Source organism: Streptomyces griseorubiginosus (assembly GCF_036345115.1).
In the GTDB taxonomy this organism is placed as follows: domain Bacteria; phylum Actinomycetota; class Actinomycetes; order Streptomycetales; family Streptomycetaceae; genus Streptomyces; species Streptomyces griseorubiginosus_C.
The window spans coordinates 8620866-8645765 of the sequence record NZ_CP107766.1 but is presented as its reverse complement, the minus strand read 5'-3'; the positions used below and the strand labels follow the sequence as shown (position 1 = coordinate 8645765).

The window sequence follows — 24900 nt, the reverse complement described above, 5'->3', positions numbered from 1 at the left end:
CCGCCATGTCCCACGCCACCAGACGGGGCGCGCTCGCCGCCGCCACCGTCGCCCTCGCACTCTCCGCCGCCGCCTGTTCGTCCTCCTCGGACCCGGGCTCCTCCTCCGGCCCCAGCGCCTCCACCTCCGGGTCCTCCGCCTTCCAGGCCCAGCACAAGGGCGGCACCCTGAAACTCGTCGCCCACGCGGCCGCGGGCAGCTTCGACCCGCAGGTCAACTACACGCTCCAGTACTGGCAGTTGTTCCAGTCGATGTACGACGGCCTGCTCGCCTTCAAGAAGGTCGACGGGCAGGAGTCCTTCACCGTCGTCCCGGACCTGGCCACCGCCATGCCGAAGGTGACCAACGGCGGCAGGACGTACACCTTCACGCTCCGCAAGGGCATCACCTTCTCCAACGGCAAGCCGTTGACCACGGACGACGTGGTGGCGTCCTTCCAGCGCATCTTCAAGGTCTCCAGCCCCACCGCGGGCACCTTCTACAACGGGATCGTCGGCGCCGACGCCTGTCTGAAGACGCCCGCCTCCTGCACCCTGTCCAAGGGCGTGATCGGGGACGCCAAGGCCAACACGGTCACCGTCAACCTGACCGCCCCGGACCCGGAGTTCGAGTACAAGCTGGCCGTCCCGCACGCCGTCGTCGTACCGAAGGACTCGCCGACGAAGGACGCCGGGACCAAGCCGCTGCCGTCGACCGGCCCGTACATGGCGGCGTCGTACGACCCCAACCGGGCGCTGAAGCTGGTGCGCAACCCGCACTTCAAGGAGTGGTCGCGGGAGGCGGAGCCGCAGGGCTACCCGGACGTCATCGACTACACCTTCGGGCAGACGGTCGAGTCCGAGGTGACCGCCGTGGAGAACGGCCAGGCGGACTGGATGTTCGACGCCCCGCCCGCCGACCGTCTGGGCGAGATCGGCACCAAGTACGCCTCCCAGGCGCATGTGAACCCGCTGACGGCGTTCTGGTACGCGACGCTCAACGTCAACATGGCCCCGTTCGACAACAAGTTGGCGCGCCAGGCGATCAACTGGGCCGTGGACCGCTCCGCCGTGGTGCGGCTGTACGGCGGCACCAACCTCGCCTCGCCCGCGTGCACGATCCTGCCGCCGGGCTTCCCCGGGCACGTCGACTCCTGCGACTACACCAAGGGCGGCGGTACGACCTGGAAGGCCGCGGACCTCGCCAAGGCGAAAGCACTGGTGAAGCAGTCCGGCACGGCGGGTCAGGAGGTCGGGATCGTCACGCAGGACGACGACGTGAACAAGTCGATCGGGCAGTACCTGCAGAGCCTGCTCACGCAGCTGGGCTACAAGGCGACCCTCAAGCCGCTGTCGGGGAACATCCAGTTCACCTACATCCAGAACACCAAGAACAAGGTGCAGCTGGCCCTGACGTCCTGGTACCAGGACTATCCCGCGGCCTCCGACTTCCTCAACGTGCTGCTGTCCTGCGCGAGTTACCACCCCGGCAGCGACTCCAGCATCAACATCTCCGGGTTCTGCGACAAGGGGATCGACGCGAAGATGCAGGCGGCGATCAAGACCTCGGAGACCGACAAGGCGAGCGCGGACAAGCAGTGGGGTGCCGTCGACCAGGAGATCATGGGCGAGTCCCCGGTGGTCCCGCTGATCAACCCGAAGATGATCGACTTCACGTCGACGCGGGTCGGCAACTACCGGTTCAGCAAGCAGTTCTACATGCTGGTCGGGCAGCTGTGGGTGAAGTGACCCTCGCCCCGTCGCCAGGGGCCCGGCGCTCGCCGGGCCCCTGGCGGACCGCCGCCGGCGACCTGCTGCGCAACAAGTCGGCCCTGGCCGCGGCGGCGGTCCTGCTCCTCGTCGTGCTGGCGAGCCTGTGCGCCCCGCTGTACGCGGACCACATCGCCCACAGCGACCCGTTCCAGTCCCATGTCTCCGGCACCACGGTCGTGGACGGGAAGACGGTGCCGGTGCTCACCCCGAGCAGCACCGGTCTCGGCCTCGGCGTCACCCCGATCGGCCCGACCTGGGACCCCGGCCACTACTTCCTCGGCTCCGACAACCAGGGCCGCGACGTCATGGCCAGGCTGCTGTACGGCGGCCGTACGAGCCTGTTCATCGGGTTCACGGCGGCACTGCTCACCTGCCTCCTCGGCACGGTGGTGGGGGTCGTCGCCGGATACGCGGGCGGAGTCGTGGACGCGGTCATCTCCCGGCTCCTGGACGTCATCTGGGCGTTCCCGGTGTACCTGCTGGCCATCTGCCTGTCGGTGGTGCTGCTCACCAACGGCCTCAGACTGGGCCCCGTGACCGTCGACGCCGGAAGTCTCTGGCTGCCCGTCACGATCATCGCGGCGATCTATGTCCCGTACATCGCACGGCCGTTGCGCGGTCAGGTGCTGGTGCTGCGCAACAAGGAGTACATCCAGGCCGCCGTGGGCTCGGGCGCGCCCACCTCGCGGATCCTGCGCCGGGAGGTCCTCCCCAACGTGGTTCCGACGGCCATCGTGTTCGTCCCGCTGATGACCGCGCTGGCGATGCTCACGGAGTCGGCACTGTCCTTCCTGTCCGTCGGTGTCCAGCCGCCCGACGCCAGTTGGGGCACGATCATCGAGGACGGTCTGGGGCTCCTCTACACCCGGCCCGCCGTGACGATCGCGCCCGGCCTGCTCATCGCACTGACCACGGCCGCGCTCAACGTCCTCGGCGACGGGGTGCGGGACGCGCTCGACCCGGGCGCCCGGCTGCGCGGAGGGGTGTGACCATGCTCGTCTTCGCCCTCAAGCGCTTCGGCTCGGCCCTGCTGGTGATGTTCGCGATCAGTGTGCTGGTGTTCCTGATCTTCTTCGCCACCCCCGGAGTCGATCCCGCGGCCCGGATCGCCGGCCGCAACGCCGACCCGGCCACGCTCGACCAGGTACGGCACTCCTTCGGCCTGGACCGGCCGATGCCGGTCCGCTATCTGCTGATGATGCGTCACCTGCTGATCGACCGGGACCTGGAGTCGTTCGTCAACCGCGGCTCGCGGGTCATCCCGCAGATCGTCCAGGCGACCCCGGTGACGCTGTCCCTGGTCGTCGGCGCGGCCCTGATCTGGATGACGGCCGGCATCCTCATGGGCACGGCAGCGGCGACCCTGCGCGGGAAGGCCGCCGACCCGATCATCATGCTCGTCGGCGTGGTCGGGGTGTCCCTCCCTGCCTACTGGCTCGGCGAGGTCGTCAACCTCCTCACCCAGAAGCAGCTGCACGACTCGCTCTTCTCCTGGGTGCCCCCGCCCGGCTACGTCGGCCTCGGCCAGGACCCCGGCCAGTGGGCGCTGCACCTGCTCTTCCCCTGGCTGACCCTGGCCCTGCTGTACGCCGGGATCTACGCCCGGCTGCTGCGCGGCGAGATCGTCACCGCGCTGAACGAGGACTACGTCCGTACGGCCCGCGCCAAGGGCCTGTCCGAGCGGCGGATCCTGCTCCGGCACGCCCTGCGCTGCTCGCTGATCCCGATCGTGTCGCTGTTCGGCCTGGACTTCGGCGCGCTGGTGGGCGGGGCCGCGCTCCTCACCGAGGTGGTCTTCGGCCTGCCCGGCATCGGCAAGCTCACCTTCGACGCCCTCCAGAACCTCGACCTGCCCGTGATCATGGGGACCGTCCTGTACGCGGCGTTCTTCGTGGTCCTCGCCAACGCCCTGGTGGACATCCTGTACGCGCGACTCGATCCGAGGGCCCGCCATGCCTGAACCGCTCCTCGACGTACGTGACTTGAGCGTCCGCTTCCGCACCCGCCGGGGATCCGTCACCGCGGTCGACAAGGTCTCCTTCTCTGTCGCCCCCGGTGAAGTCCTGGGCGTGGTGGGCGAGTCGGGCTCCGGCAAGAGCGTGTCGATGCTGGCCGTCCTGCGGCTGCTCACCAACCCGAACGTGACCGTGTCGGGCGAGGTCCTCTTCCGCGGACGCGACCTGCTCACCCTGCCCGACAAGGAGATGCGCGCGGTGCGCGGCCGGGAGATCGCGATGGTCTTCCAGGATCCGATGACGGCCCTGACCCCGGTCCACACCGTCGGTTGGCAGATCGCCGAGGCGATCCGGGCGCACGAACAGGTCTCCCGCAGACAGGCGCGGGCCCGGGCGGTCCAGCTCCTCTCGGACGTCGGCATCCCCGACGCGGCCTCGCGGGCGGACGCCTACCCGCACGAGTTCTCCGGCGGGATGCGTCAGCGCGCGGTCATCGCGATGGCGCTCTCCTGCAATCCTTCGCTTCTCATTGCCGACGAGCCGACGACGGCGCTCGACGTGACCGTACAGGCGCAGATCCTCGATCTGATGCGGGAGCTCAACGCACGGGGATCCGCGATGGTGCTCATCACCCACGACATGGGCGTGGTCTCCCGGATCGCCGACCGGGTCCTGGTCATGTACGGCGGCCGGGCGGCCGAACAGGGCCCGCGGCAGGCGGTGTTCCACGGCCCGCGGCACCCGTACACCTGGGGTCTGCTCGACTCGGTGCCCCGGGTGAGCGGGGCCCGGCTGCGGCGGCTGCCCACCATCGCCGGCACCCCCGTCGCACCGGGCGCGGTCCCGGAGGGCTGCGCGTTCGCGCCGCGCTGCCGGTTGCGGCACGAGCGGTGCGAGGAGCGGCCGGCGCTGACCGCGGGCAGCGGTGACACCGCGCATCTGGACGCGTGCTGGCTGCCCTCCGGGGACCGCGCGGGGCTGCGGCTGCGGGCCGGTGAGGACGTGAACGGAGAGGTGAGGTCATGACGGGGCAGGAGATCGTGACGGTGGACGAGGCCCTGCCTCCCGACGGTGCCGAGGTCCTGCCTCCCGGCGGTGGCGAGGTCCTGTTGCGGGCCACGGACGTCACCAAGCACTACCCCGTCCGCGGGAGGCGCCAGGTGCTCCGCGCCGTCGACGGGGTCTCCCTGGAGGTGCGCGGCAGCGAGACCCTCGGCGTCGTCGGGGAGTCCGGCTGCGGCAAGTCCACGCTGGGCCGCTGCCTGGTCAGGCTCACCGAACTCACCTCAGGGAAAGTCGAGTTCGACGGGCAGGACATCTCGACGCTGTCCACGCGACGGCTGCGCCCGGTGCGGCCCGGTATGCAGCTGGTCTTCCAGGACCCGCAGGCCTCGCTCAACCCCCGCCGCCGCGCCGGGGACATCGTGGCCGAACCGCTGCTGGTGCACCGGTACGGTGACGCGGCCGCGGTCCGCCGCCGGGTCGGGGAGCTCTTCGACGTCGTAGGGCTGGCGGCAGCTCATCTGGACCGGTATCCGCACGAGTTCTCCGGCGGTCAGCGACAACGCATAGGGATCGCGCGGGCGTTGGCGACGCAGCCGAAGCTGATCGTGGCCGACGAGCCGGTGTCCGCGCTCGACGTGTCGATCCAGGCGCAGGTGCTCAACCTGTTCGCGGACCTCCAGGAGGAGTTCGGCCTCACCTATGTCTTCATCGCGCACGATCTCGGTGTGGTCCGTCATGTCTCGGACCGGATCGCCGTCATGTATCTCGGTGAGATCGTCGAACTCGGCGGGACGGAGGCGTTGTTCTCGGCCCCGGCCCATCCGTACACACAGGCCCTGCTGTCGGCGGTGCCGGACATCGATGACGGGACGCTCGCGGACGACGGTCCGTCACGGGAGCGCATCGTCCTGACCGGGGAGGTGCCGAGTCCGGCGGACAAGCCGACCGGGTGCCCCTTCCGCACGAGGTGTCCCTACGCCCGGGAGCTGTGCGCGGTAGAACGTCCGAGGCTCACGGCGACGGTCTCCGGTCGCCACGTGGCCTGTCACTACCCGCTGGCCGGCTGAGCGCCCGGGGTCTGCAGCCCCCGGGTCGGCCCACCGGCCGTCAGTTCGGCTCAGCCTCGGTCTCAGCCGAACTGGCCGACCACGTAGTCGCCGGCCGGCTGCTGGGTCATGACGTTCAGCCGGTTGAAGGCGTTGATGACGGCGATCAGGGAGACCAGGGCGAGGAGTTGCTCCTCGTCGTAGTGCTTGGCGGCGTTCTCCCAGACCTCGTCCGAGACGCCGCTCCCGTCGGCGAGGCGGGTGCCGTGCTCCGCGAGTTCCAGGGCGGCGCGCTCGGCCTCGGTGAAGACCTTGGCCTCACGCCACGCGGCGACCATGTGCAGGCGCTGCGCGGTCTCCCCCGCGGCGGCCGCCTCCTTGGTGTGCATGTCGAGGCAGAACCCGCAGCCGTTGATCTGGCTCGCGCGGATCTTCACCAGCTCCTGGGTGGTCATCGGCAGTCCCGAGTCCGTGACCACCTTGCCCGCCATGGCGAAGTGCTTGAGCAGCTTGCCGGCCAGGGGGCTGGTGAAGACGTCGAGTCGGGCTTCCATGGTGTGCTCCTTCTGCCGTGGTCGATGGCTACACACCTATGACTGATGGGACCGCCGGTTTGTGACATGCCCGAATGTGACCTGCGTCTCCTAGTCGCCGTAGGCCTGCTTCCAGCGCCTGCGGTGGCGGGCGTCGCCCTGACCGCGGCCGTTCACGTCGCTCAGGGACAGCAGGGACGCCCCGTTGTTCCACAGGCCGAGGTGGTCGCGGTGCACGGCGAGGATGTCGTGCTCCAGCGCGAACTTCTCGGAGGGGCCGGTGAAGCGGGAGGTCGTCACGAACACGGCCACGTCGGCGCCGAAGTGCAGCCGGGCGCCCAGCAGTTCGCGCAGTTCGCGGTTGGGGATCGCCCTGTTCGGGGCGTAGCGCTTGCACTGGACGACCATCGTGCGGCCGTCCGGCAGCCGCCCGAGGACGTCGGCGCCGTTGTCGCCGGCACCGCCCACCCGCCGGACCTCCGTGCACCCGTCCCGTCGGCACAGTCCCGCGACCAGTTCCTCGAACTCGGTGCCCGTCATGACGTCCACCTCGGCGAGGGTCCGCCGACCCGCCGCCACCGCGTCCTCCTGTCGCCAGCGGCGATCACGGCCGCGCAGGAGGCGGTCCGTGCGCCACAGCCGCCAACCGAGCAGCCCGGCGGCACCGACCAGCAGGAGGCCCAGCAGATACGGCCACACGCTCGTCCAGAACATCACCAGGAGGGCCGGCGCCACCGCGCCGCCTCCCGCCACCCACCTGATCCGCTGCGCTCGCCGTCCGCGAGCGGCCGTACCCCTTCGACGCCTGGCCACGGCGGCCTCCCCCCCCTGCGCTCCTCCCCGAGTCTGGGCAGCTCGGGGAGGTGTGAGAAGGGCGCGAGTCGGCCATGTCCGGACGGCCGCCGTGCGAGCCGGTCGGCCGCGGCGCCTCAAGGCACCGCGGCCGACCGGGGAACGGGTCAGCCCTTCACGGGCCTGCCGCGGCCCCAGCCCCAGGCGAGGCGGTCGGCGCCGGACTGGTTGGTGGTCTCCAGCCACGGGCGGTTCGCCGGGCCGACGAGCTGCTGCATCGAGTAGATGTCGTCGGTGCGCAGGCCCGGCCAGTACACCGAGCCCATCTTCAGCTCACGGAAGGTGTCGGTGGCGGCCTGGATGAAGTTGACGAAGTTGTCGTCCGGCGTCTTCACGTTGTAGTTCAGGCCCGTCGTCATCGGCGCGCCGAACTCGTCGGCCACGGTCCGGTTCGCGCAGTCGCCGATGCGGGCCTTCACGTCGGCCACCCACTCGTCGTAGGTGGCGTACGACTTCCAGAAGCCGTAGTCGTGCAGCGACAGGTAGGTGCCCTTCAGGCGGGGGTCGGCGCACACCGTGGTGACGTGGTCGTTGTAGCCGGCGCCGCTGACGAAGACGCGGTTGCGCGGCACGGACTTGTAGGTGTCCAGCCACTTCGCGGCGACGTCCGCCCACTGGGCGTCGGTGTAGCCGTGCGGCTCGTTCATCGGCTCGAAGTAGACCCGGGAGTTGCCCTTGTAGGCCTTGACGACGGTGTTCCACATCGGCCAGTAGGTGGCCTCGTCGTCGATGAAGCCGTCCTTGCGGTCGCCGGTGCCCTCCCAGTAGGACACGATGACCTTGAAGCCCTGGGCCGTCGCCGCGTCGATGACACCCCGGTAGGACTTCCAGTAGGTGCCGTTGACGGTGTACGGGTTGATCGGCAGCCGGACGGTGTTGGCGCCGAGGTTGGCACGGAAGGCCGCGATGATCCGGGTCGCCTTGGTGTAGGTCTGGGCGTAGGTGTCCGAGGTCGACAGGCCCGACAGCTGGAGCTCGTCGTCGGCGAAGTTGTCACGCGGGTCCGCCCAGTTGACGCCCTTGAACTGGGTCGTGTCGGTGGTGGGGGCGGCGGACGCGGGGGTGCCGGTGAGGGTGGCGCCGCTGATCGCGGCGATCGCGACGGCGACGAGCGAGGCACGCAGCCTCGGGGCGCGACGGGAACTGGTGGGGGTCTTGCGCATCGACCAAACCCTTTTCGAATGACAGCATGTTTACGTAAACATGACGGCGCCGGAATCGTGGCATCCGCTCCGGCGGCCGTCAAGGTTTCCCCCACGTAACATCCGGTGCGATGCGCAACGCGTTCGTGTGCGTGTGAAGGAGGCAGCAGTGGTGGAGCGGGGAGGTTCCGGTGTCCCCGGCGGGCGGCGCAAGCAGCGGGTGTCCATGGCCGACGTCGCCCAGCGGGCGGGCGTCTCCTCGCAGACGGTCTCGCGGGTCGCCAACGGCCATCCCGGGGTGATCGACTCGACGCGCGAGCAGGTCCTCGCCGCGATGCGGGAGCTGGGCTACCGCCCCAACAGTGCCGCGCGGGCGCTGCGGTACGGGCAGTTCAACACCATCGGCGTGATCCTGTTCAGCCTGTCCTCGACGGGCAACAGCCGCACGGTGGAGGCGATCGCGACGCACGCGGCGGCCGAGGGGTACGCGATCACCCTGATCCCCATCGACGTCCCGACCCAGGACAACGTGCTGGGCGCCTTCACGCGGATGGGTGAGCTGGCCGTGGACGCGGTCATCGTCATCATGGAGATCCATCTCCTCGACACGGGGACGGTGCAGCTGCCGCCCGGGGTGCATGTCGTCGTGGTCGACTCGGACGCCGGCGACCGCTACAGCGTGGTCGACACCGACCAGGCGGACGGCGCCCGGAAGGCCGTACGGCATCTGCTCGACCTGGGGCACCGGACCGTGTGGCATGTGACGGGTCCGCAGGAGTCCTACGCGGGGCAGCGGCGGGCACAGGCCTGGCGGGCGGTGCTCGGGGAGGCGGGGCGGCCGGTGCCGCCCGCGCTGTACGGGGACTGGTCGGCGGAGTCCGGTTACGAGGCCGGCCTCGTGCTTCCCGAACCGCCGGACTGCACGGCCGTGTTCGCCGCCAACGACCAGATGGCGCTGGGGTTGTTGCGGGCCTTCCACGAGCGGGGGCTGTCCGTGCCGTACGACGTCAGCGTGGTGGGTTTCGACGACATCCCCGACGCGGCGTTCTTCGTACCGCCCCTGACCACGGTCCACCAGGACTTCGCCGAGGTGGGGCACCGCTGCGTCCAGAAGGTCCTCCAACAGATCCGCGCGGGCAGCGGCGCGGAGCCGGGCACCGACCTCGTGCCGACGAGTTTGGTGGTGAGGGGGAGCACGGGGGCGCCGTCGGTCTGAACGGGACGTTTGACGGGTCGGTGATCGCAAGGAACTCGGGGCGCTGGAGGAACTGCGGCCGAGGTGGCCCGGGGCACGGGCACTGGTCTTCGACCCGGAGATGGTCGGCTATGTGCTGCGGGAGATCGTGGAGGTGCCGACCGGCGACTTCCAGGACCTGCGGCTGTGGCGGCGGCAGGTCGCGGACCTGGCCGTGGGCCTGGTCGAGGAGTACCGGCGCCCAGCGCTCGTGCCCATGACGCTGGTGCACCCGGGCCATCTGCGCGAGATCTTCGGCGCTCTGAGGGACTCCGACGTCGTCGCCCACCACTTCTTCCTCAAAGGCGGAGCGGGTGCGCGCCTGGTGCAAGGCTCGGATCGAGCCGTGTACGGCCGCGGTCGACACCCTCCCGGGCGACACGGTGTTCCTGGACGGCGGGTCGAGTCCCGGGGAGTTGGCCGGTCAGGTGCTTGCTCGGGTTGGTTGACCTTGGCCCTGGGGGAAGCCGCAGCCTCGGGTCATGGTGCATGGGAAACGGATGCTGGTCGATGTGCGGCCGCTGCGGGTGGGTGCGTTTCGGCGGCTGTGGGTGGGCGGGATCGTGACCGCTCTGGGCGCTCAACTCACCGCGGTGGTCGTGCCGTTGCAGATCTACGGCTTCTCCGGTTCGTCGGCCTATGTGGGGCTGGCCGCTCTGGTCGGGCTCGTTCCGATGGCCGCTGCGGCGCTGTGGGGAGGGGTGCTCGCCGATCTGCGGGATCGGCGGCGGGTGCTGTTGGTGACCACGATCGGCATCGGCGGGACGTCGTTGCTGTTGTGGGCGCAGGCGTGGGCGAACCTGCGGTCGGTCGGTGTGCTGCTCGTGGTCGTGGGTGTCCAACAGGCGCTGTTCGGCGCCAACTCCACGGTCAGCAGGGCCGTCACACCCCGTCTGGTACGACCCGAGCTGCTTCCCGCCGCCAACGCCCTCCAGTCGACGGTCCTCCTGTCCGCCGGGATCGTCGGCCCCGTCCTGGCGAGCGGCCTGCTGCCCGTAGTCGGGAGCGGGACGCTGTATCTGGCGGACGCCGTCGCCGTCTGCGCGACGGTGTGGGCCGTATGGCGGCTGCCCGCCCTTCCGCCCTACAGCGACGGAGAACGGCGGCGGACAGCGGGGCTGCGCCAGATTGCCGAGGGGGTACGGGTGATGACATGCCGTCAGGTGCTGCTGGTGGTCTATGTCGCCGACTTCGCCGCGCTGTCCCTGGGTCTGCCCACGGCGCTTTTCCCGCAGCTCGTCGCGGAGACCTTCCGCCCTTCGGACGTCGGAGTGCTGTACGCCGCCGTCTCGGCCGGTGGCGTGCTGGCGGGGCTGTTCTCCGGGGCCTTCACCCGGATCGGCAGGCACGGTGTCGCGGTGGCGGTGTCGGTCGGCGTGTGGGGAACGGCCGTCGCCGGCTTCGGGTTGGCCCGCTCGCTGGTCTCGGCGGTGGCGTGGCTGCTGCTCGCCGGCGGTGCGCTCCTCGCGCTGGGCGTCTTCCGGAAGACCGTGCTGCAGACCGCCGTCCCGGACGGGATGCGCGGCCGGCTCCAGGGGATCGACACGGTGGTCGCCGTCGGCGGGCCACGGGTGGGTGACCTCCTGCACGGCTCGGTCGGCGCCGCCCTCGGCGTCACGTGGACCGTCACGGGCGGCGGTGTCCTGACCGTCGTGGCGGCTGTCGTGCTGCTCCTGGTCTTCCCTGGGTTCCGCCGCTATCGCGTCACGGTCGACGGCGACGAGCCGAGTCCGTCGAGGAAGGTGGAGTAACACGCGGGCAGAGTGGGCCGACTACTTTTCCTCCCGCATTCCCGGGAACAGCACGCGCGCCTGCTCGGGATCCGGCGTGACGAAGAGCGCCTCGCCCGTCGCCAGTGGTACGGCGGGGGCCGACTCCGTGGTGATCGAGCCCGTGACCTGGATCTTGCGGTGCTCCCTGCCCGTGACGCGGGCGTGGATCCGCAGGGGTGTCTCCAGCGGGACAGGGCGGTGGTAGCGGATCTCCAGGGAGACGGTCAGGCCCGGAGCGCCTGCGTTCGCGCAGGCGCGGCCCATGAGTTCGTCCAGGAGCATCGCGCTCATGCCGCCGTGGCCGTAGCCGGGCGGGCCCTCGTGGGCGATGCCGAGGGTGCAGCGGCCCAGCAGCCCGTCACCGGTGGGCGTGATGACCACGGGCGGGGCCAGCGGGCTGCCCGCTCCGACGACTGGGCTGTACATCCGCGCCCCCGCCGGGAACTCGTCCACGTCGGGGATCTCGGCGCGCGCCCGCCGCCGCCCGGTCAGCTCGCCGGTGAGGTGACGCACACCGTCGGCCACCCGGCGGAGGGTGTCCGGGGTGGTGTCGGTGCGGACGGTGGCCTCCACCAGGGCGCGCAGTTCCGTGCCGAGGCGGGTGATGGCGGCCTTCCGGAGTTCCAGCTCCTCGGCGATGGGCCCGGTGGCTCCGGTGGACCCGGTGGTCGGTGGTTCGGGCAGGGATGTGTGCATCGCGGCTTTCTCGGTACGGGGTGGCAGCGGGGGCGGGCTCAGTCGTCGGCCCGGACGAACACCGGCTTGAGGTGCTTCTCGGGCAGCGCCGTCGGCAGGTCCTCCCAGTCGATGACGTGGGAGACGACCTTCTCGGGGGTGACCTTGCCGGAGGCGGCGAGGGCCAGCGCGTCGGGGATGTGGGCGCGGACGTTGTCGCGGGCGATGCGCAGGGTGACGCCGGTGAGGTACATGTCGAGCAGGGGCAGCTCGCCGGGCCGGAAGTGGTTGCCGGCGCTCTCGCAGATCCCCTCCGGGGCAAGGGACTTGACGGTGAGGGCGAGCTGGTCGACGCGACCGGTGGCCTCGACGGCGATGTCGTAGCCGACCGGGGCGGGCTCCAGGGACTCGGCCGTGATGGCCCCGAACTCCCGCGCGAGCTCCCGGTGTTCGGCGGCCGGGTCGACGTAGAGGATCTCGGAGGCGCCGAGTGCCCGGGCGATGTCGCACACGTACAGGCCGATGCTGCCGCGTGCCACGACCAGCACCCGGGCGCCGGGGCGGGCCTGGAGATGGGGGGCCACCAGGCGCCAGGCCAGGGACCAGTTGTCGCTGGCCGAGGCCATGGCCACGGGGTCGAGTCCGGAGGGCAGCGGGACCAGCATGGCGTCGGCGTACGGCACCCGGACCAGGTCGGAGAAGAGTCCACCCCAACTTCCGCCGATCGGGGCGCCGTACATCGCCATGTAGGGCATGGCCTCGCAGTGGGCGGTCAGTCCGGCCCGACAGCGGCCGCAGACACCGCAGTTGATGGACCACGGCACCACGACGAGGTCTCCGGGCGCCACGGCAGTGACGGCGTCACCGGTCTCGACGACCCGGGCGACACACTCGTGGCCGAGGGCGAACGGCGGCTCGATGAAGCCGTGCCCGGCGAGGATCGAGGAGTCGACGTCGCACGGGGTCGCGGCCACCGGCGCGACGATCGCCTCCCCGCCCGACCGCACCTTGAGGTCGGGGACCTCGCGCCACTCGACAGTGCGCTTGGCCACGTAGGTCAGTTCACGCATCGTTCCTCCCCTGCTGCGCGAAGGCCACGAGGTCGGCGTAACGGATCACGGAACCGCCCGCGCCCCACGTGCCGTCGGGCTGTTCGTGCACGAGGACCCACACCCGCGGGGCCTCCTCCGCCGAGAGTCCGGCGGCGGCCAGGACCGTCTTCGTCGCCTCCTCGACGAGGCCCGACTTCCGGCGCTCGGAGAGGGCGCCCTGCGGGACGGTGACCTCGACCAGGAAGCGCGGGGCGTCGTCCTCGGCGGTGGTCTGGGCGCCCTCCGGCAGTTCGACGAGGTAACTCCAGGCCTGGGCACGGAAGAACGCGGTGTCGGGTGCGCCCTCCCAGCGGAGCAGTACGGCAGCGAGGTCCTTCTGGACGCCGGCGCGACCCTCCACGGTCAGGGCACCGGCGGGGGCGGTGAGGCGGATCATCGGCATGGCATGCACCTCTTCGGGCTATGGCAGGCGTGGCTACGGCGGTCGCGTCTACGGCCGTCACGCCTATGACGGTCGTTATAAACCCCGGCCACGGTAGACTATGACGGCCGTTATAGCCAAGGAGACCGGAAGGGATGCGTACGTGACCAAGCCCACCCCGACGCCGCGTGAGCGGATCGTCGTCGGAGCCGCCGACATGATCAGCCGGCGCGGTCTGAACGCGACGAGCATCCGCGAGATGGCCAAGCACGCCAGGGCGCCGCTCGGCTCGACGTACCACTACTTCCCCGAGGGCAAGCAGCAGCTGGCCACGGAGGCCGTCCGGTACACGGGCGAGTGGGTCGCGCGCGTCCTGCGCAGGGAACTCCGGGCCGGACCCGTGCAGGGACTGCGGGCGTTCCTCGCCCTGTGGCGCAAGATCGTCGTGGACAGCGACTTCCGGGCCGGCTGTCCCGTACTCGCCGTGTCCATCGAGGAGCCCGCCACCGAGGAGGTCCCCGCCCCGGTGCGAGCCGCGGCGGAGGTCTTCGACAGCTGGGAGGGCCTGCTGGCCGACTCCCTGCGCGAGCACGGCGTCGGGCCCGAGCAGGCGGCGCAGTTGGCGACGCTGGTCGTCGCGGCCGTGGAGGGCACGGTGGCGATGTGCCGTGCCAAGCGCAGCACCCAGCCCTTGGACCACACGGCCGATCAGCTCCAGGCGCTGATCCTCGCCACGATCAAGGGCTGACCGGGCCTCAGCCGCCCAGCGCGGCACGGACGGCATCGGCCCGCTCCTGCGTGAACACCCCGCTGTCCAGCAAAGGCAGGACGGACAGCACTCCGCCGGACGATCCCCAGCTGCCCTCGTCGATCACACGGAAGGTGACCCACCAGGCGGGCGCCGGCTTCTCCAGCCCGCAGGCCGCGGCCAGCGCGGCCAGCACCCGCTCGATGACCTCGGCGCGTACGTCCGGGTGCCAGGCGGCGTCCATGACCGCCACGTCGATCACCATCACGTCGAGCTCCGGCCCGGCGTCCGCGAGCAGCCGCCCGCCGATGGCCATCATGTCCCGCTCGCGCTCCACGAAGTGCACCTGGAAGCCGACGCGCGCGGCCGGGGCGAGCTGCCCCACCTCGGGCACGAGCACCGCGTCGGTCAGCGTCCCGGCCAGCTCGCGGCGCTGCTCCAGGGTCAGGCGGCCCTTGGGGGTGTTCACGGTGATGATGGTCACGGCATGCTCCTATGACAGTCGTTATAGACAGGGAGGGAAGGCTACCCCGCCGCTATAACGACTGTCATATCGAGCCCGGTCTCAGACGTTGCGGCGGTACTGGCCGCCCACCTCGAAGAAGGCCTCGGTGATCTGCTGGAGGGAGCAGACGCGGGTGGCGTCCATGAGCACCGCGAACACGTTCTCGCCGCGTACCGCCGCGTCCTTGAGGGCGTCCAGGGCGGCCCGGGCCTCGTCCTGGTGGCGGGTGTGGAAGTCCCGTACGCGTTCCAGCTGGGACTGCTTCTCCTCCTCGGTGGCGCGGGCGAGTTCGACGACGCCGGGCTCGGCGGTGTCGGCGTGCGGGTTGCGGAAGGTGTTGACGCCGATCAGGGGCAGGGTGCCGTCGTGCTTGCGCTGCTCGTAGAGCATCGACTCGTCCTGGATGCGGCCGCGCTGGTAGCCGGTCTCCATCGCGCCGAGCACCCCGCCGCGTTCGCTGATGCGCTCGAACTCCTGGAGGACCTGCTCCTCGACCAGGTCGGTGAGTTCGTCGATGATGAACGACCCCTGGAGGGGGTTCTCGTTCATCGCCAGGCCCCACTCCCGGTTGATGATCAGCTGGATGGCCAGGGCCCGGCGCACCGACTCCTCGGTGGGGGTGGTCACCGCCTCGTCGTAGGCATTGGTGTGCAGGCTGTTGCAGTTGTCGTAGATGGCGATGAGCGCCTGGAGGGTGGTGCGGATGTCGTTGAAGTCCATCTCCTGGGCGTGCAGGGAGCGTCCGGAGGTCTGGACGTGGTACTTCAGCTTCTGCGAGCGCTCACCGGCGCCGTACTTCTCCTTCATCGCCACCGCCCAGATGCGGCGGGCCACCCGGCCGAGTACCGAGTACTCGGGGTCCATGCCGTTGGAGAAGAAGAACGACAGGTTCGGCGCGAAGTCGTCGACGTCCATGCCGCGGGCGAGGTAGGCCTCGACGTAGGTGAATCCGTTGGCGAGGGTGAAGGCGAGCTGGCTGATGGGGTTCGCGCCGGCTTCGGCGATGTGGTAGCCGGAGATGGACACCGAGTAGAAGTTGCGGACCTGCTGCTGGATGAACCACTCCTGGATGTCCGCCATCATCCGCAGGCTGAACTCGGTGGAGAACAGGCAGGTGTTCTGGCCCTGGTCCTCCTTGAGGATGTCGGCCTGCACGGTGCCGCGGACGTTCGCCAGCGCGTGCGCGCGCAGTCCGGCCGCCTCCTCGGGCGAGGGCTCGCGACCCTCCTCGGCGCGGAACCGCTCCAGCTGCTGGTCGATCGCGGTGTTGAGGAAGAACGCCAGGACGGCCGGTGCCGGGCCGTTGATCGTCATGGAGACGGAGGTCGTGGGCGCCACGAGGTCGAAGCCGTCGTAGAGCGCCTTCATGTCCTCCAGCGTGGCGACGGAGACCCCGGAGGTGCCGACCTTGCCGTAGATGTCGGGGCGTTCGTCGGGGTCGCGGCCGTACAGCGTCACCGAGTCGAACGCGGTGGACAGGCGGGTCGCCGGCTGGCCCTCGGACAGGAGCTTGAAGCGGCGGTTGGTGCGGAAGGGGTCGCCCTCGCCGGCGAACATGCGCGCGGGGTCCTCGCCGTCGCGCTTGAAGGGGAACACCCCGGCCGTGAACGGGAATCGGCCGGGCAGGTTCTCGTTCCGCCAGAACCGTACGAGCTCACCGTGGTCGGCGAAGCGGGGCAGGGCGACCCGGGGGATCTTGTTGCCGGAGAGGGACTCGCGGGTCAGCTTGGTGCGGATCTCCTTGTCGCGGACCTTCACGATCTGCTCGTCGCCGGAGTAGGAGGCGATCACGGCGGGCCAGTTGGCGATCTGTTCCGTGATCTCGTACGGCAGCTGCCGGCGCGCCTCGGACAGCAGGGACCGCACGTCCTCGGGATCCAGTCCGGCGTCGGCGAGCTCGCCCTCGACGGTCTCCAGCCGCTGGACCCGCCTTGCCTGTTCGGCCAGTTGCAGGGTCCGGGCGTGGTAGCCGCGGACGGCGTCGGTGATCTCGGCGAGGTAGCGCACCCGGTCCGCGGGGACCACCTGGCGGATTCCGGAGGAGTGGCGGACGTCCACCGGGTCCAGCGCCCCCTCGGACAGCGCCAGCCCCTTCTCCACCAGGGTGTTCTTCAGGTGCTGGTAGAGCGCGGTGACACCGTCGTCGTTGAAGGTGGCCGCGGAGGTGCCGTAGACCGGCATGTCCTCGGGCCGCTGCCCGAACGCCTCGCGGTTGCGCACGAGTTGGCGTCCCACGTCCCGCAGGGCGTCCTTGGCGCCGCGCCGCTCGAACTTGTTGATGGCCACCACGTCGGCGAAGTCGAGCATGTCGATCTTCTCCAGCTGCGAGGCGGCACCGAACTCCGGTGTCATCACGTACAGCGAGGCGTCGACGAACGGCACGATCGCGGCGTCGCCCTGGCCGATGCCGGGCGTTTCCACGATCACCAGGTCGAATCCGGCGGCCTTCACCACGTCGATGACGTCGGAGAGGTGCTCGGGCAGCTCGCGGCTGCCGCGGGTGGCCAGGCTGCGGAAGAACACCCGCTCGCCGTCGAGGGAGTTCATCCGGATCCGGTCGCCGAGCAGCGCGCCGCCGCCCCGGCGCCGGGTCGGGTCCACGGCGATCACGGCGACGCGCAGGGCGTCCCGCTGGTCGACCCGGAACCGGCGCACCAGCTCGTCGGTCAGTGACGACTTGCCCGAGCCGCCGGTGCCGGTGATGCCGAGCACCGGCACGCGCCGCGCGGCCGCGGTGGTCCGCAGTTCCGCGAGGAACTCCGGGGGAAGCTTGCCGAGTTCGGCGCCGGTGATGGCCCGGGCGACCGCGAACCGGTCGCCGGTCAGGACCGCGGTGAGGTCGGCGGGCTTGCCGTCCCACAGGTCGAAGTCGCAGTCCCGTACGACGGTGTTGACCATCCCGGCGAGGCCCATCCGCTGGCCGTCCTCCGGCGAGAAGATCGTCACCCCGCCCTCCCGGAGCCGGGCGATCTCGTCGGGCACGATGACCCCGCCCCCGCCGCCCACCACCCGGATGTGCTCCGCGCCCTGCTTGCGCAGCGAGGCGACGAGGTACTCGAAGTACTCGACGTGTCCGCCCTGGTAGGACGAGACCGCCACACCGTGCGCGTCCTCCTCCAGCGCCGCGTCCACGACCTCCCGCACGGACCGGTTGTGGCCGAGGTGGATGACCTCGGCGCCCTGCGACTGGAAGATCCGCCGCATGATGTTGATCGAGGCGTCGTGCCCGTCGAACAGTGCCGAGGCGGTGACCAGGCGGACAGGATGGACGGGGCGGTGCAGATCGCTCATGGCGAGGCCTTCCCAAGACACGACGAAGAGCGCGGGCTGAGAAAATACTAGGACGTCCTACTAAATTATCAGGGGTCGGGGTCCTGAAGAAGCACCCGCCGCGCCGCGGGGCTGGAAGGGTGCCGGGTTCGGTTGTCGGGCGGGTGCGGGTCCGTCGTGGTTGGTCCCGCAGTGGCGGGTCGGCCACGGGGTGGGTGGGGGCGGGCGTTATTGCGCAGCCCCACCCGCCCCGGCCCGGCGCAGCCGAGTGGCAGGCTACGTCGTCGAGAAGCTGTGGCCGTTTCAGGCGTTACGACGACGGCATCACAGTTCCGAGGGAGAACTCGCGAGCGATCTTCGTTCGTGATCCCTACGATGAGGGCTCAACGAAATGAGCCCAAGACAACCATCCGGCCGTCCGACGGGGGGAGTGCCCTGCGGGGCGGCCGGGGTCGCCGATGCCAGGGACCGCTCCCCGGGCTGCGGTGATCTTCCTGTCCAGGAGGACGCCCCCGCATGTTCCGACGTATTGGCAACGTAGTCGTCCGACATCCCGTGTGGACGATCGTGGCCTGGCTCATCGCCGCCGTGGCGATCGTGGCCACCGCCCCCGGCCTGCCCTCGAACAGTGACGAGAGCAGCTTTCTCCCTAAGAGCTACGAGTCCATCAAGGCCGCGGACATCCAGGCGAAGGCGTTCCCCGCCGCCTTCACCCCGTCCGCGATCGCGCTCTACCAGCGCACCGACGGCGGCAAACTGACCGCCGCCGACAAGAAGGACGTCGAGCGGATCAGCTCCGAGCTCGGCGAGAAGAAGATCGACCAGGTGCAGAAGGTGGTCCCCGGCCAGGCGTCCACGGACGGCAGGTACACCATGACCCTGGTCCAGATGGACAGCAAGAACGCCGGCCAGCCCGTGCAGGCCGACGCGGCCAAGGTGCTGCGCGACGACGTCAAAAAACTCGTCAAGGGCACTAACCTCGAGGTCAAGCTCGGCGGCTCCGCCGCGCAGGCGCTCGACCAGCAGGACTCGTCCAAGCGCGGCGAGGCGCTGATCGGCATCGGCACCTTCGTCATCATCCTGGTCACCCTGCTGATCATCTTCCGGGCGCCGATCCTGGCCTTCCTGCCCCTGATCACCATCGGGTTGGTGTCCGCCATCGCCAACGGGCTGATCGCGTACGCCACCAAGCTGTTCGACCTCCAGGCCAACAGCTCGATCTCGTCGATCCTGATCGTCGTGCTGTTCGGTGTGGGCACCGACTACTTCCTGTTCCTGATGTTCCGCTACCGCGAACGCCTGCGACTCGGCGACGAACCGAAACAGGCCATGGTCAACGCGGTCGACAGGGTCGGCGAGGCCATCGCCTCCGCCGCCGGCGCGGTCATCATCGCCTTCCTCGCGCTGGTCCTGTCCACGCTGGGCTTCCTCAAGCAGATGGGCCCGGCGCTCGCGATCGCGGTCACCGTGACCCTGATCGCGGGCCTGACACTGATCCCGGCCGTCGTCTCGCTGATCGGCCCGAAGGTCTTCTGGCCGTCCAAGTCCTGGCGGCACGAGCCGGAGAACGCCCGGTTCGCCGCACTCGGCCGTGGCGTGCAGAAGCGTCCGGCGCTCACCACCGCGCTCTCCGGCCTCGTCCTGGTCGTGTTGTCGCTCGGGACCCTCGGCTTCAACGCCACCTTCGACCTGGCCTCGGGCTCCATGCCCAAGACCAAGGAGTCGATGGTCGTCCAGGACGAGATGCAGAAGGCGTACTCGGCGGGAGCCGCCGCGCCCACCGACGTCTACCTCTCCAGCACCGACGGCAAGGCGATCGACACGACGGTCTTCGACGCGTACGTGAAGAAGCTCGGTGCCGTGGACGGGGTCGCGAACGCGCGGCTGGCCCAGCTGAACAAGGACGGCACCACGATCGACTTCCAGGTCACGCTCAAGTACGAGGCGTCCACGGACAAGGCGATCGAGACGGTGGGCCGGGTCCGTGACGTCGCGCACGACGACGCGCCGCCCCACACGGAGGCGCTGGTCGGCGGCATGTCCTCGATCTACAAGGACATCGACGCCGCGGTCACCCACGACTACAAGACGGTCTTCCCCGTGGCCGCCCTGCTGATCATGCTCATCCTGGGGCTGCTGCTGCGCAGTGTGGTCGCCCCCTGGTACCTGATCGCGTCGGTGGGCCTGGGCTTCGGCGCCACGCTCGGTGCCACGGTCTGGATCTTCCAGGGCGCGGTCGGTCACTCGGGCCTGATGTTCATGCTCCCGGTGATCATGTATCTCTTCGTGGTCGCCATCGGCACCGACTACAACATCCTGATGATCGCCCGCCTGCGGGAGGAGGCCCGCGAGGGCCGCGAGCCGCGTGAGGCGGCGGGCATGGCCCTGCGGCACGCCGGTCCCACGGTGGCCGCGGCCGGGTTCATCCTGGCGGCGACCTTCGCCACGATGATGCTGGCCGGGAACGCCCTGCTCACCGAGATGGGCTTCGCGGTGTCCTTCGGTATCGCCGTCGCCGCGTTCGTCATGGCGATGTTCTTCACCCCGAGCCTCACGGCCCTGATCGGCCACGCGGCCTGGTGGCCGGGACACGCAGACCGGGCGAAGGAGCCGCCGAGCTCCCCCGCACCGGTCTCGGGCGGCGAGCGGGACACGTTCGCGCAGGATCCGGCGGGGCGCCGCACCTGACGACGCCCGCACCGACGGCGGCCGCCGGGCCATACGGTCCGGTGGCCGCCGTACGACTGGGGGGGCGGCCGTACGACTGCGTGGCGGGCGTACGTCTCCAGCACGGCCGGCCTGATCCCGTGGGCGAGGCCGAGCCGCCACGACTCGCGGACGGCCACCCCGCGCTCATGTCCTTCCTGGACGCGGCACTGGTCGCCCAGGGAAGGTCGCCGGCCGAAGGGCCTGGCCGAGCGGTCCGAACACCACGTTCCTCGGCCATTCATCGTGGGATCACGTCCGAGGGGTTGAACGGGTGCGTGTCCTCGCTAGCGTCTGTGGGCGTCCCGTCCCACACGAGTGAGGTGTCGATGTCCGCACGACATGTCCTCGCCGGCCTGGCGCTGGCGCCGGTGCTCGCGTTCTCGGTGGCGGCGCCCGCGACGGCGTACGACGGCCGCCAACTGCCCGCGCCGAAGCCGTACTTCGATCTCCAGGCCCACCGCGGCGGCCTCGGCATGACGACCGAGGAGTCCCTGGAGGGCTTCGGCAAGGCGCTGCGGCTCGGGGTGTCCACGCTGGAGCTGGACACCCATGTCACCAAGGACCGCAAGGTCGTCGTCAATCACGACCGGCAGATCAGCGCGGTCAAGTGCCGTGACACGGGGCCGGTGACGCCGGACGACCCGATGTATCCGTATGTCGGCAAGTACATCAAGGATCTGACGCTCGCTCAGATCAGGACACTGGACTGCGGATACCAGCAACTGCCCGGGTTCCCCGAGCAGCAGGTCGTCAAGGGCTTCCGGATGGTGGAGCTGAAGGACGTCCTGAACCTGGTCAAGAGGTACCGCGCCCACCAGGTCACGCTGAACATCGAGACGAAGGTCGAGGCGGGCGCTCCCGAACAGACCGCAGCGCGTGGGCTGTTCGTGCGGCGCGTGTACGAGGAGATCCACCGTTCCGGCATCGAGCACCAGGTCACCATCCAGTCCTTCGACTGGGGCGCGCTGAAGGCGATGCACGCGCTCGCCCCGACCTGGCCCCTGGTCGCGCTCACCAACTACGACTTCCTCCAGGTCGGCCGACCGGGCGCGTCCCCCTGGCTCGGCGGGATCGACGCCGACGACTACGGCGGCGACTTCGTGCGGGCCGCCGCGACCGTCCCCGGCGTCAGGGCCCTCTCCCCCAACTACGGGTTCCCGCAGAACGGCAAGGTCGGCGACCCCGGCTTCCGCTTCTACGCCGACCGCACGATGGTCCGGGAGGCCCACGCCCGCGGCCTGAAGGTCATCCCGTGGACCTGCGACGACCCGGCCACCGTGGAGGCGCTCATGGACATGGGCGTCGACGGCGTCATCACCGACTATCCGAATCGCGTACGGCAGATCATGGCCGACCGCGGGATGCGGCTGCCCCGGCCGTACCGGCCCCGCTGACGGAGGAACGCGGTACCGACACGTCGAGGCGTCCGGCCGCGTGAACCCGTCGCCCTGTCCGCTTGACGTCCACCAGGGTCAGCAGCGACACTCCAGACATGAATGTGACCGGTCACACCCGCAGTCCGGCAAGCATCCGTGATGTCGCCGCGGCCGCCGGGGTCTCCTACCAGACGGTCTCCCGGGTGATCAACGGTCACCCGAGCGTCAAGCAGTCCACCCGCGAACGCGTCCTCGCCGCCATCGACGAGCTGGGCTTCCGTCGCAACGCCACCGCGCTCGCCCTGGCCAGGGGACGCAGCAGGGCCGTGACCGTGCTCACCGCCAACACCACGCACTACGGCTACGCCTCGATCCTCCAGGGCGTCGAGGAGTCCGCCCGCGCCGCAGCCTACTCCGTGGGCGTGGGCGTCCTCGAGTCCGCCGACCAGGCCGCCGTCACCGCCGAGGTGCAGCGCGCCGCCGACGCGGGCGGCGGGCTCGTGGTGATCGCCTACGACCCGGCGGGCGTCCGGGCCCTGGAGGCGGTCCCGGCCGGGGTTCCGGTCGTCGGCATCGTCGAGACCCCGGCGAGCCCGCCCACGGACAACCGGCCGTGGGTGTGGACCGACGACCGCGAGGCCGAGTACGAGGCGACCCGGCATCTGCTGTCCCTGGGCCACGAGACCGTGCACTACGTCGCCATCCCCTCCAGCACCCGCCGCACCGGCGCCCGCACCAGCGGCTGGCGGCAGGCCCTCAAGGAGGCCGGCGCCGCGCAACCCCTTCCCGTGCAGGGCAGTTGGGGTCCGGCGGGCGGTCACGCGGCGGGCCTCAAGCTCGCGAAGGACCCGTCGGTCACCGCGATCCTGTGCGGCAACGACGACCTGGCCCTCGGTGTGCTGCGGGCGCTGCACGAGGCGGGCCGTTCGGTGCCGGGCGAGGTCAGCGTGGCCGGGTTCGACGACGCCCCGCACTCCGCCTATCTGACGCCGTCCCTGACGACCGTACGCCTGGACTTCACCGGTCTGGGCCGGGCCGCGTTCGCCCTGCTGCACGGCGTCCTGGAGGAGTCCGCGCCGATCGCTCCGCATCCCGTGTCCGTACCGGAGCTGGTGGTCCGGGAGAGCTCGGGGCGGCCGTCGGCCTGACTCCCTTGTCATGCCGAGCCCCGTGCGGGAACGTGCCGATCAGTGCCGGGCGTCCCACGCCGGAAGGGCCCGCGGTGCCGGGCCTCGGCGCACCCAGCCGTACAGCACCACCGAGCAGACCGCCGCGAGCGCGCACCAGGTCGACACGAACTCCAGCCGCCACAGCAGCCAGCACACCAGGGCGCCCGCTGCTGCCAGGACGCCGAGCAGGGTGAGCCGGGGGTCGCCGGAGAGCAGCAGGGCGCCGACCGTGGCCACCAGGTAGGCGGCGACGAGCAGTTGGGCTTGGGGCAGTCCGATGACGTAGGCCATGGTGTGGCCGCGGATCTCGGCCCGGACCGGGCGGGTCGCGAGGCCGTACGCGAGGAACCCGGCCGTCACCGTCCCCACCAGCACGGTCGCGGTCACCCGGCGTCTCGCTCGGCGCGCGGAGGCGCACCACACCCCGAGGGGCACCCACAGCGCGAGGACGGGAAGGGCGATGACGGCCCAGGCGAGGGTGGCCGCGCCGGTTCCGCCACCGGTGTGCCAGACCCGGGCCTCGACCAGTTGGTGGGCGCCGAGCAGCAGGGGCAGTGCGGCCAGCGGAAGATCCCGGGGCCGTCGGGTCCGGGCCACGCAGGCCACACCGACGGAGGTGATGGCCGCACCCGCCACGAGGTCGGCTGTCGCACTCCAGCACATGACACCACCATGTCAGCCGCGGCCGGGCCCGGGAAATCCGGCACGGCGAGGGGAGGACGAGGAGGAGGACGGGGCGGCCCGGGGGTGTGGGGTGCAGGGCGTCGTCGCCCGCGACAAATGCGGCGACGGCGGAGAACATCGCCGGGATACTGGTCGCCCATGGATGAGGTCGCAGTCGTCGTCGCCCATTCCGAACGTGCGACGCTGCGCGTCGGCGACGTCTTCCTGAAGGTGGACGCCGATCGGACGCGCCTGGAGCGCGAGACCGAGGCGATGTCCCTCGCGCCGGTCCCGACTCCGGAGGTTCTGTGGTGCAAGCCGCCGGTGCTCGCGGTCGCCGCGCTCCCGGGGACGACGCTCGGGCGCCTGGGCGGGCCGTCGACCGGGTCGCCGGCGGCCTGGGCTGCGGCGGGCGCCACCATCCGGAAGCTGCACGACGCTCCGCTGCCGCCCCGGCCGGGTCGGGCCGGCCGGGACGTCGTCGCGCTGGCGGCGGAACTCGACGCCGAGTGCGCGGCGCTCGTGGCGCACGGCGTCCTGCCCGCCGACCTGGTCACCCGCAACCGGCAGGTCGCCGAGGCCGCGCTCCGGCCGTGGGCGCCGTCGTTCACCCACGGCGACCTGCAGATCGAGCACGTCTTCGTCGACGGCGACGAGGTCACGGGCATCATCGACTGGTCCGAGGCGGGCCGGGGTGACGCCCTGTACGACCTCGCCACCTTCACGCTCGGACACGAGGAGCACCTCGACGACGTCCTCGCCGGCTACGGCAGGGACATCGACCTCGACGTGATCCACGCGTGGTGGTCCTTGCGGAGCCTGCTGATCGTCCGCTGGCTGAGCGAGCACGGCTTCGACCCGTTCGCCCCGGGCTGCGAGGTCGACGTGCTGACATCCCGGATGTGAGGACACGCGGACCGGCCTGCCCCGGATGCGTCCCGACGCGGCACCCTTCCGGATGCGAGCGCGCCGGGCACCCTGCCGAATCCACGCCGATGCCTCGCGCGCCTCGGCTCGGCGAA

The 24900-nt window shown here is 70.6% G+C and carries 21 protein-coding genes; 12 read left to right on the top strand and 9 right to left on the bottom strand.

Going from position 1 to position 24900, the window contains the following annotated elements:
* Positions 1–5: 5 nt before the first annotated feature.
* Genes OHN19_RS38940 through OHN19_RS38920 form a run of 5 tightly spaced genes read left to right on the top strand, consistent with a single transcriptional unit; the run spans position 6 to position 5778 of the window.
* Positions 6–1727: an ABC transporter substrate-binding protein gene (locus OHN19_RS38940; RefSeq protein WP_330268708.1), complete on the top strand. Its 1722-nt coding sequence runs from the start codon at positions 6–8 to the stop codon at positions 1725–1727.
* Positions 1715–2740 (top strand): ABC transporter permease, encoded by a 1026-nt coding sequence (locus OHN19_RS38935; RefSeq protein ID WP_330268707.1) that lies wholly within the window; start codon positions 1715–1717, stop codon positions 2738–2740. The genes OHN19_RS38940 and OHN19_RS38935 overlap by 13 nt, the downstream gene beginning before the upstream one ends.
* A gap of 2 nt (positions 2741–2742) precedes the next feature.
* Complete coding sequence (locus OHN19_RS38930; protein WP_330268706.1) at positions 2743–3711, top strand: ABC transporter permease; 969 nt, start codon at positions 2743–2745, stop codon at positions 3709–3711.
* Complete coding sequence (locus tag OHN19_RS38925; RefSeq protein WP_330268705.1) at positions 3704–4732, top strand: ABC transporter ATP-binding protein; 1029 nt, start codon at positions 3704–3706, stop codon at positions 4730–4732. Before OHN19_RS38930 ends, OHN19_RS38925 begins: the two co-directional genes overlap by 8 nt.
* Complete coding sequence (locus OHN19_RS38920; protein WP_330268704.1) at positions 4729–5778, top strand: oligopeptide/dipeptide ABC transporter ATP-binding protein; 1050 nt, start codon at positions 4729–4731, stop codon at positions 5776–5778. The genes OHN19_RS38925 and OHN19_RS38920 overlap by 4 nt, the downstream gene beginning before the upstream one ends.
* 62 nt (positions 5779–5840) lie before the next feature.
* Here OHN19_RS38920 and OHN19_RS38915 read toward each other — a convergent pair whose 3' ends face one another.
* From OHN19_RS38915 to OHN19_RS38905, 3 genes are all read right to left on the bottom strand, one after another.
* Positions 5841–6311: a carboxymuconolactone decarboxylase family protein gene (locus OHN19_RS38915; RefSeq protein WP_330268703.1), complete on the bottom strand. Its 471-nt coding sequence runs from the start codon at positions 6309–6311 to the stop codon at positions 5841–5843.
* A 90-nt stretch (positions 6312–6401) separates the two neighbouring features.
* Positions 6402–7025 carry a restriction endonuclease gene (locus OHN19_RS38910; RefSeq protein ID WP_330268702.1) on the bottom strand — a complete coding sequence of 208 codons (624 nt, stop codon included), beginning with the start codon at positions 7023–7025 and terminating at the stop codon, positions 6402–6404.
* Positions 7026–7249: 224 nt separating this feature from the next.
* On the bottom strand, positions 7250–8305 hold the full coding sequence (locus OHN19_RS38905; protein ID WP_330268701.1) for a glycoside hydrolase family 5 protein: 1056 nt from the start codon (positions 8303–8305) through the stop codon (positions 7250–7252).
* A gap of 148 nt (positions 8306–8453) precedes the next feature.
* On the opposite strand from OHN19_RS38905, the gene OHN19_RS38900 reads away from it, so the two are divergent.
* On the top strand, positions 8454–9500 hold the full coding sequence (locus OHN19_RS38900; RefSeq protein ID WP_330268700.1) for a LacI family DNA-binding transcriptional regulator: 1047 nt from the start codon (positions 8454–8456) through the stop codon (positions 9498–9500).
* 500 nt (positions 9501–10000) lie between these two features.
* Entirely contained in the window at positions 10001–11269 is a 1269-nt protein-coding gene (locus tag OHN19_RS38890) for an MFS transporter (protein ID WP_330268699.1), read from the top strand.
* A gap of 21 nt (positions 11270–11290) precedes the next feature.
* Here the strand turns inward: OHN19_RS38890 and OHN19_RS38885 are convergent, their stop codons facing one another.
* The 3 genes from OHN19_RS38885 to OHN19_RS38875 are packed head-to-tail and all read right to left on the bottom strand — an operon-like array spanning position 11291 to position 13459.
* Entirely contained in the window at positions 11291–11986 is a 696-nt protein-coding gene (locus OHN19_RS38885; RefSeq protein ID WP_330268698.1) for a PaaI family thioesterase, read from the bottom strand.
* Positions 11987–12024: 38 nt separating this feature from the next.
* Positions 12025–13035: a zinc-dependent alcohol dehydrogenase gene (locus tag OHN19_RS38880; RefSeq protein ID WP_330268697.1), complete on the bottom strand. Its 1011-nt coding sequence runs from the start codon at positions 13033–13035 to the stop codon at positions 12025–12027.
* Positions 13028–13459, bottom strand: coding sequence for a tautomerase family protein (locus OHN19_RS38875; protein WP_330268696.1), 432 nt, complete (start codon positions 13457–13459; stop codon positions 13028–13030). The genes OHN19_RS38880 and OHN19_RS38875 overlap by 8 nt, the downstream gene beginning before the upstream one ends.
* Positions 13460–13601: 142 nt before the next feature.
* On the opposite strand from OHN19_RS38875, the gene OHN19_RS38870 reads away from it, so the two are divergent.
* Positions 13602–14186 (top strand): TetR/AcrR family transcriptional regulator, encoded by a 585-nt coding sequence (locus OHN19_RS38870; RefSeq protein ID WP_330268695.1) that lies wholly within the window; start codon positions 13602–13604, stop codon positions 14184–14186.
* Positions 14187–14193: 7 nt separating this feature from the next.
* Here the strand turns inward: OHN19_RS38870 and OHN19_RS38865 are convergent, their stop codons facing one another.
* The gene (locus OHN19_RS38865; protein WP_330268694.1) at positions 14194–14670 is read right to left on the bottom strand and encodes a tautomerase enzyme; all 477 of its coding nucleotides are present in this window, start codon (positions 14668–14670) and stop codon (positions 14194–14196) included.
* Between the two features lie 81 nt (positions 14671–14751).
* Entirely contained in the window at positions 14752–17982 is a 3231-nt protein-coding gene (gene icmF / locus OHN19_RS38860; protein ID WP_330268693.1) for a fused isobutyryl-CoA mutase/GTPase IcmF, read from the bottom strand.
* 495 nt (positions 17983–18477) lie between these two features.
* On the opposite strand from icmF, the gene OHN19_RS38855 reads away from it, so the two are divergent.
* From OHN19_RS38855 to OHN19_RS38845, 3 genes are all read left to right on the top strand, one after another.
* Entirely contained in the window at positions 18478–20649 is a 2172-nt protein-coding gene (locus OHN19_RS38855) for an MMPL family transporter (RefSeq protein WP_330268692.1), read from the top strand.
* 347 nt (positions 20650–20996) lie between these two features.
* Positions 20997–22064 (top strand): glycerophosphodiester phosphodiesterase family protein, encoded by a 1068-nt coding sequence (locus tag OHN19_RS38850; protein ID WP_330268691.1) that lies wholly within the window; start codon positions 20997–20999, stop codon positions 22062–22064.
* 98 nt (positions 22065–22162) lie between these two features.
* Positions 22163–23194 (top strand): LacI family DNA-binding transcriptional regulator, encoded by a 1032-nt coding sequence (locus tag OHN19_RS38845; RefSeq protein WP_330268690.1) that lies wholly within the window; start codon positions 22163–22165, stop codon positions 23192–23194.
* Between the two features lie 39 nt (positions 23195–23233).
* Here OHN19_RS38845 and OHN19_RS38840 read toward each other — a convergent pair whose 3' ends face one another.
* The gene (locus OHN19_RS38840; protein ID WP_330268689.1) at positions 23234–23878 is read right to left on the bottom strand and encodes a DUF6629 family protein; all 645 of its coding nucleotides are present in this window, start codon (positions 23876–23878) and stop codon (positions 23234–23236) included.
* Between the two features lie 159 nt (positions 23879–24037).
* Here OHN19_RS38840 and OHN19_RS38835 point away from each other — a divergent pair, with 159 nt between their 5' ends.
* Positions 24038–24784, top strand: a complete 747-nt coding sequence (locus OHN19_RS38835) for an aminoglycoside phosphotransferase family protein (RefSeq protein ID WP_330268688.1) — start codon at positions 24038–24040, stop codon at positions 24782–24784.
* The last annotated feature ends 116 nt before the right edge of the window (positions 24785–24900 follow it).